Origin of the sequence: Gelidibacter sp., from assembly GCF_035515035.1 — a bacterium.
Classification (GTDB): Bacteria; Bacteroidota; Bacteroidia; order Flavobacteriales; family Flavobacteriaceae; genus Gelidibacter.
Genome location: NZ_DATJCA010000065.1, coordinates 1 through 7,010, shown reverse-complemented (window position 1 = coordinate 7,010; position 7,010 = coordinate 1). Strand labels below are relative to the sequence as shown.

Here is a 7,010-nt window from a genome sequence, read left to right as displayed (position 1 = left end):
ATTTTTACTAATAATGGCATAATTCACGCATTTTGATTTACAAATATACAAAACCCTAAACGATAAATAAACCTAAGTGTACTCATAATAAAGCGTTGCACCAACTAATGCACAACGTTTTTATATTTTAATTGAAACTTTTTCAAATTTATTTCAGCTTTTTTTGATTATTACGAGGCATCTGTTTTTTAATTAACATCTTTAACTGGTTTAGCAATATCTATTAAATGTAATTTCTTTTTGAATCGTAATATGTTGATGTTTATTGTAGTATTATCTGTTATTTTTATTATTCGAACAAATCAGTTTTATTAAGATTGTTTATAGAGTTTTTTCTTGCCCATAGGAAGAAAATAAAATGTAGAAGTAATAAAATCCCCCAAATGCCAACGATTTACTGTTGGCATTTTATAGTTTTAAAATTGAAGTAGCAATTACTCTTCTGTCAATTCTTCCATCGTGTGATATACGTTCTGAATACCTTACTAGTGTCGATATCCACTGTGTATATACGGGATTAAAGATTTTATAATTTGTATTAGTTCGTTATTAGTTCGATTTCAGTCGAAAATTATAAAATAAAAAATTTATGTTATTGTGTGAAAAGACCAAATTTTAGTAAGTGATAGTTGGTAATTCAACTTTTAAAGCATAATACAAATTACCAATACAGTATCAGATTGCTCAGCTTGCGCCATTTTTCGATCTGCATTCTTAGTTATTAAAAGATATTTTTTCTTTGTGCTCATCCTATATAAACCCTTTGAAAGATTTGTATTTGTTCGAACCTGTAATTAAATTCACTTTGCTATGCTCATTTTTCCTGCAAATGGTTTATTCCAAACCTACAATCTATTAACTTCCTTTTGACTTCATTTCATTTTTTGAATTTAATAAAGCATAAATATTCGATGCTTAGATGGGTATTTTTAATCATGCTTCCACAAGTTTTTATTATTTCTGAATAAACGTAACCGCCCGACCAAACCCATATTTCCCAAGATAAAGTAAGATAGTAGCTTTGTCCAAAATAACAAAGGTATTATATGGACAAAAAGGAATATATGCTTTCTCAAGTAGAAGCTTGGCAGCACAGCGGACTTACACAGCGATCTTACTGCGATCAGGTTGGGATTAAGTTGGCTACTTTTAACTATTGGGTTCAAAAGAGCAAAAGGCAAGAAGATCTGAGTGGTTTTATAGAAATAAAAAAATCACCGGACATCTTGGAAAACAACTATGAAGTGATCTACCCCAATGGAGTTATTGTTCGATTGAAGACCAATAATCTAAAGGAACTCTCGGCGCTGGTAAACCTGTACTGATGTTCAGCCTTAGTAGTTCCCACACATTTTTGCTCTACCCCAAAGTTTGTGATATGCGCAAAGGTTTTAATGGCCTGTGCGGCATTGTGACCAATGAATTGGGCCGGACGGCACACAGCGGCGAAGTGTTTGTTTTTATCAACCGTAAAAATAACCAGATGAAACTTTTGCATTGGGAATCTGGCGGTTTTGTGCTCTATTATAAACGCTTGGAGCAGGGCACCTTTGCTAAGATAAAGGAAGGTAAAGTACAGATCAGTTGGAGCGACCTGGTCTTAATGGTCGAAGGGATCCAGGTGATAAAAAGCAATCAAAAAAGACGTTTTTTACGGTAGATATATCGTTCAAAACCCTTGTGTTAATGGGGGTTTTGACGTATATTTACGTCATGGAAATAGATCTAAAAAACGTATCGAAACATGAGCTTTTAAAGCTTTTGACCAAAGCCCAAAAGACTATTTCCGTTCAAGATAAAACTATTTCTAAACAAGACGATGATCTTTGTAGGGAAAGAGAAAAATCCGCAGAACTTCAGCGCCAGCTGGAATTATTGCGCCGCATGCAGTTTGGTCAAAAGCGTGAGCGTTTTGAAGACCCGAACCAGATGGCATTGCCCTTGGATATAGCGCAAGAGGTACTGCAGGAACAGGAAGAAGTGGTCAAGCAGGAGATCACCTATTCCCGTGCGAAGAAAAAACATCCGGGAAGGGCCAAACTGCCAAGCCATTTGCCGGTCGAAGAAATAGAGATCTATCCAAAGGGCGATCTGTCGGACAAGGTGTGCATCGGCAAGGAAGTCACAGATGTATTGGACTATGTGCCCGGTTTTTTCAAGATCAAAAGATATATCCGCTACAAATACGCTGCCAAGGACAGGGACACTGCCCAAATAACAATTGGCGAGCTTCCCGAAAGGATCATCGACAAGGGAATACCCTCGGAAGGACTGCTCGCAACGATACTTGTAGATAAATATGTGGACCACTTGCCCTTATACCGCCAAAAGCAACGCTTCTCAAGGGAGAATATAGATATAGCGGCTTCCACGATCGATGGTTGGGCCGCCCAAAGCATGGAGGCCCTGAAGCCGCTCTACGAAAAGCCTGTGATGGACATCAAAAATGAAGGCTATCTACAGGCGGACGAGACGACGATCAAGGTTTTGGACCAAAGCAAGAAAGACAAAGCACATTTGGGATATTACTGGGTGTATCATGCACCCATATCCAAATTGGCCCTGTTCGATTATAGTCCCACCCGCGCCAGCAGCGCTGCGCTGCCCATTCTGCAAGACTTCAGGGGGTACCTGCAAACCGATGGTTATGCGGGGTACAATGTCTATGGGAAAAAATCTGAGGTAACACATTTAGCTTGCTGGGCACATGCAAGACGCGAATTTGAGAGAGCCTTGGACAATGACAGATCAAGGAGCGAGCATGTTTTGGTTGAAATACAAAAACTCTATGCGGTGGAGCGCAGGGCAAGAGAACAGGGATTAGCTCCACAACAGATCAAAGAACTTAGGCTCAAAGAAAGCTTGCCCATTATAAACGAACTGGGCAAGTGGATGTTTTTGCAGATCAAACTCACCCTGCCCAAAAGCCAAATAGGCAAAGCCTTGGCATACTGCCAATCCAGATGGGACAAGCTATCGGGATACCTCACAGATGGGAACCTCCAAATAGATAATAATCTGGTGGAAAACGTGATCAGGCCCGTTGCTCTCGGCAGAAAGAATTATCTTTTTGCAGGGTCGCATGATGCCGCGCAAAAGGCGGCTATGGCATATACCTTCTTTGCAAACTGTAAAAAACAGGATGTCAACCCGTATGCCTGGCTGAAATATACACTTGAAAACATACAGTCCATAAACCACAAGAACATCACAGAGCTATATCCTCATAATTACAAAGAGTTGATAGAATCTACACTGCCAAAATAGTACTACAATAATAATTTTATCGGATTAATCAAGATGTAGTTGCTCGGGGGGATACGATTTAGGGACAATAGTTAAAAAGCATATTTTGAATAAATAATCGTTTTTGCGTTTGATAGGGGTACTATTTCTGGTTTAAAACCTAACGATAATTAGCAAAAAACATTAGTTGCAATTATAACATTAGTCTATTACTCTACAAACACATAGAATCTCTAAAAATTTTAAATAAATTATAGTTTACAGCTATAATCTTTGCACTGCCTGTGCATCCATTATTTTGTATCTTTGTCAAACTTTATGAAAATATTCGTTTCCATATCAATGTCGTTCCTATTCCTTTTTCAAGGAATAGCGGCCAATATGGAAGTTTGTGAACTGATTGAAGAAATATCCCATTTTATTACCCACTATCAAGACCATAAACAAGAAGATGGATATTCTCTTTTTGAATATGTTTATGAAGATTATATAAACGACGATGGAAAAGTGGACAACCACCATCCAGATTCGGAACATGAAGATGCACCCGTACATATAAACCATCAATGTTGTCAACACTTTGTGTTCTTTACACCTTTTCAACCTACGTTAATAAATACGGTTTCCTCCGAGGCTAAAAATCAGTATAATCATTACACTTTCCAATTAAATTCCAGATATCTGGAATCCCCATTCCAACCCCCAAAAGTATAATTCAGTTTTTTTAAGGACAGCTATGTTCTAACGTGATGCTTTTCAAAGTAGGCATTGCTTTATAAATACGTTGCACCTATACGCATCGTAAGTTTTCAACTGAATTAATACATATTTATGATTAATAAAATCATCTCATTTTCCATTAATAATAAATTTATTATTGGGCTCTTTATAGTGGTACTTATAGGTACTGGTATTTGGTCTATGGCCACTATAAACTTGGGTTCTGTACCCGATATTACCAACAATCAAGTTCAAGTTATAACAACCGCTCCCAATTTGGGAACTGAGGATATTGAACAATTTGTAACCTTTCCCGTAGAATTGGCAATGGCCAACCTCCCCGACGTTATCGAGCTGCGCTCGATCTCTCGTTTTGGTCTGTCTGTAGTAACCATTGTCTTTAAAGACAAAGCAGGCACCTACCTTCCCCGGCAACTGGTACAAGAAAAGTTAACTGAAGTAGCCGGAGAAATTCCTGAAGGTTTTGGTACACCATTTATGGCTCCAATTACAACGGGTTTAGGGGAAATCTACCAATACACCCTAAAAGTAAAGGAAGGTTATGAAGAAAAATATGATGCAACGGAGCTCCGTACCATACAGGATTGGATCGTAAAACGTCAAATGGCATTAGTCCCCGGAGTTGTTGAAGTAAATGCTTTTGGTGGTTATGTAAAACAATATGAAGTAGCTCTTAATCCCGATAAACTTAAAAGCTTTGGGCTCACTATGAGCCAGGTCTTTGAAGCATTAAAGGTTAATAATGCCAACACTGGAGGTGCTTATATTGAAAAAAACCATCAGGCTAATTTTATCCGTGGCGAAGGATTGGCGCGTAGCATTTCAGATTTGGAAAATACAGTGGTCTCTACCCAAAATGGTAATCCTGTTTTAATCCGGGATGTGGCTGAAAAAGTTGGATATGGCAGTCAAGTGCGTTATGGTGCTTTTACACAGGATGGCCACGAAACTGTAGGTGGACAAATATTAATGCTGAAAGGCGAAAGTCCAAGCACCGTTATAGACAATGTTGAAAAGCGTATAACGGAAATTCAAAAATCCCTGCCTGAAGGCGTGTATATCGATACGTTTTTAAGCCAAAGCGAGCTTATTGAGAGAACTACAAGTACCGTAAAAACAAATCTAATTGAAGGGGCGCTTATCGTCATATTCGTTTTGGTGCTCCTTTTGGGAAGCTTTCGTGGTGGATTGATAGCTGCTTCGATAATTCCCTTATGCTTATTATTTGCATTTATTTTGATGAAACAATTTGGCATTTGGGCGAATTTAATGTCCTTGGGAGCAATAGATTTCGGAATTATTGTAGATGGTGCGGTGATTATCGTGGAAGGAACGGTTTTTCACATTCATCAACGGATGAAAAAATCCAATGCTATCATAGGACAATCCGAGATGGATGAAATCGCCTATGACTCTTCAAGTAAAATGATGAATTCTGCCTTTTTTGGTCAATTAATTGTTCTTATAGTTTTTACACCTATTCTGTTTTTGACCGGTGTGGAAGGAAAAATGTTCCGACCAATGGCGTTTACATTTGGTTTTGCCGTTTTAGGGGCAATTATCCTTTGTCTTAGCTACGTACCGGTGATGTCGTCATTATTTTTAAAACCTGCCAAAAACCAAAATAGTTGGTTTGCTAAATTTGAAAATAAGATTGATAGAATCAGTAATAAAATTATGGGTGCTTTGAATCGTGCCTATCTTCCCATATTAAATTTTGCACTTCGTTTTAAAGCAGGAGTCGTTATAGGGGCGGCTGCGCTATTCTTGATTGCAGGATTTCTTTTCAGTAATATGGGAGCAGAATTTGTCCCGAAATTTGATGAAGGCGATATTGCTTTTCAAGCATTGATAAAACCGGGGAGCAGTCTTACAGAATCGATTGAAGCTTCAGAGAAACTTCAGAATTTAATCAATGAATTTCCGGAAGTAAAAACGGTAGTTTCAAGAATTGGTGTGGCAGAAATACCGACAGACCCAATGCCTATGGATATTGCAGATAGTTACATTATTCTTGAAAAGGACAAGAGTAAATGGACATCTGCAGACAGTAAAGAAGAACTCATAGAAAAGATCCAAGAAAAAATTTCAGTAGTTCCCGGCGTAAATTTCGTGTTTACCCAACCTGTAGAACTTCGTTTTAATGAATTGCTGACTGGCGTTCGTGAGGACGTGGCAATCAAATTGTACGGAGAAGATTTGGACGTGTTGGCAGACAAGATACAGGAAATCGCTGCGGTAATACGGAAAGTTCCGGGTGCAGCAGACCTTAATGTAGAGGCTACAAGTGGTTTACCCCAAATGACCGTGGTTTACAACCGTGCAAAAATGGCACAATACGGTGTTACTGTCAATAAACTGAATGATTATGTAAGTGCTGCATTTGCTGGAGAAAAGGCAGGTGTCATATTTGAAGGGGAAAAGCGCTTTGATGTGGTCATTCGTTTGGCAGAAGAATATCGACAAGATATCAACAGCTTAAAAGATCTTTATATCGATTTGCCAAACGGTGCACAAGTACCCTTAAAGGAAGTGGCTGATATTAGCTACAAACCCGGGCCAATGCAGATTTCAAGGGATAATACCTCGCGGCGTATTTCGGTAGGGGTCAATGTTCGTGGACGCGATGTAAAATCGATGGTCGAGGAAATTCAGCAAAAACTGGAAACGGAAGTAAAACTGCCCCCAGGTTATTATGTTACTTACGGAGGGTCATTTGAAAACCTGCAACGAGCATCAGACCGATTGATGATTGTAGTCCCAATAGTTCTATTAACAATATTTGTTCTGCTCTACTTTGCTTTGAATTCATTTAAACAAGCTATGATGATCTATATGGCAGTGCCTTTGGCGGCCATTGGTGGCGTGTTCGTCTTGTTGATTCGTGGAATGCCTTTCAGTATTTCTGCGGGAGTTGGGTTTATCGTGCTCTTCGGAGTTGCCGTGTTAAACGGACTCATACTCATAAACAAATTCAATGAACTAAAAGACAGTGGAATGACAGATATAAAAAAACGTATATA

5 protein-coding genes are annotated in these 7,010 nt (G+C 38.7%); all 5 read left to right on the top strand.

Features of this window, described 5'->3' with window-relative positions:
- Window positions 1–1,046 precede the first annotated feature (1,046 nt).
- Window positions 1,047–1,325, top strand: coding sequence for an IS66 family insertion sequence element accessory protein TnpA (gene tnpA / locus VLZ86_RS05190; protein WP_325449427.1), 279 nt, complete (start codon window positions 1,047–1,049; stop codon window positions 1,323–1,325).
- Complete coding sequence (gene tnpB, locus VLZ86_RS05185) at window positions 1,325–1,660, top strand: IS66 family insertion sequence element accessory protein TnpB (protein WP_262897802.1); 336 nt, start codon at window positions 1,325–1,327, stop codon at window positions 1,658–1,660. The genes tnpA and tnpB overlap by 1 nt, the downstream gene beginning before the upstream one ends.
- Window positions 1,661–1,713: 53 nt before the next feature.
- A complete protein-coding gene (tnpC, locus tag VLZ86_RS05180) occupies window positions 1,714–3,267 on the top strand; it encodes an IS66 family transposase (protein ID WP_325449424.1) in 1,554 nt (517 codons plus the stop codon).
- A 297-nt stretch (window positions 3,268–3,564) separates the two neighbouring features.
- The gene (locus tag VLZ86_RS05175; protein ID WP_236027452.1) at window positions 3,565–3,960 is read left to right on the top strand and encodes a hypothetical protein; all 396 of its coding nucleotides are present in this window, start codon (window positions 3,565–3,567) and stop codon (window positions 3,958–3,960) included.
- 117 nt (window positions 3,961–4,077) lie between these two features.
- Window positions 4,078–7,010, top strand: a 2,933-nt coding sequence (locus VLZ86_RS05170; RefSeq protein WP_325449420.1) for a CusA/CzcA family heavy metal efflux RND transporter, incomplete at its 3' end; no start/stop codon positions are given.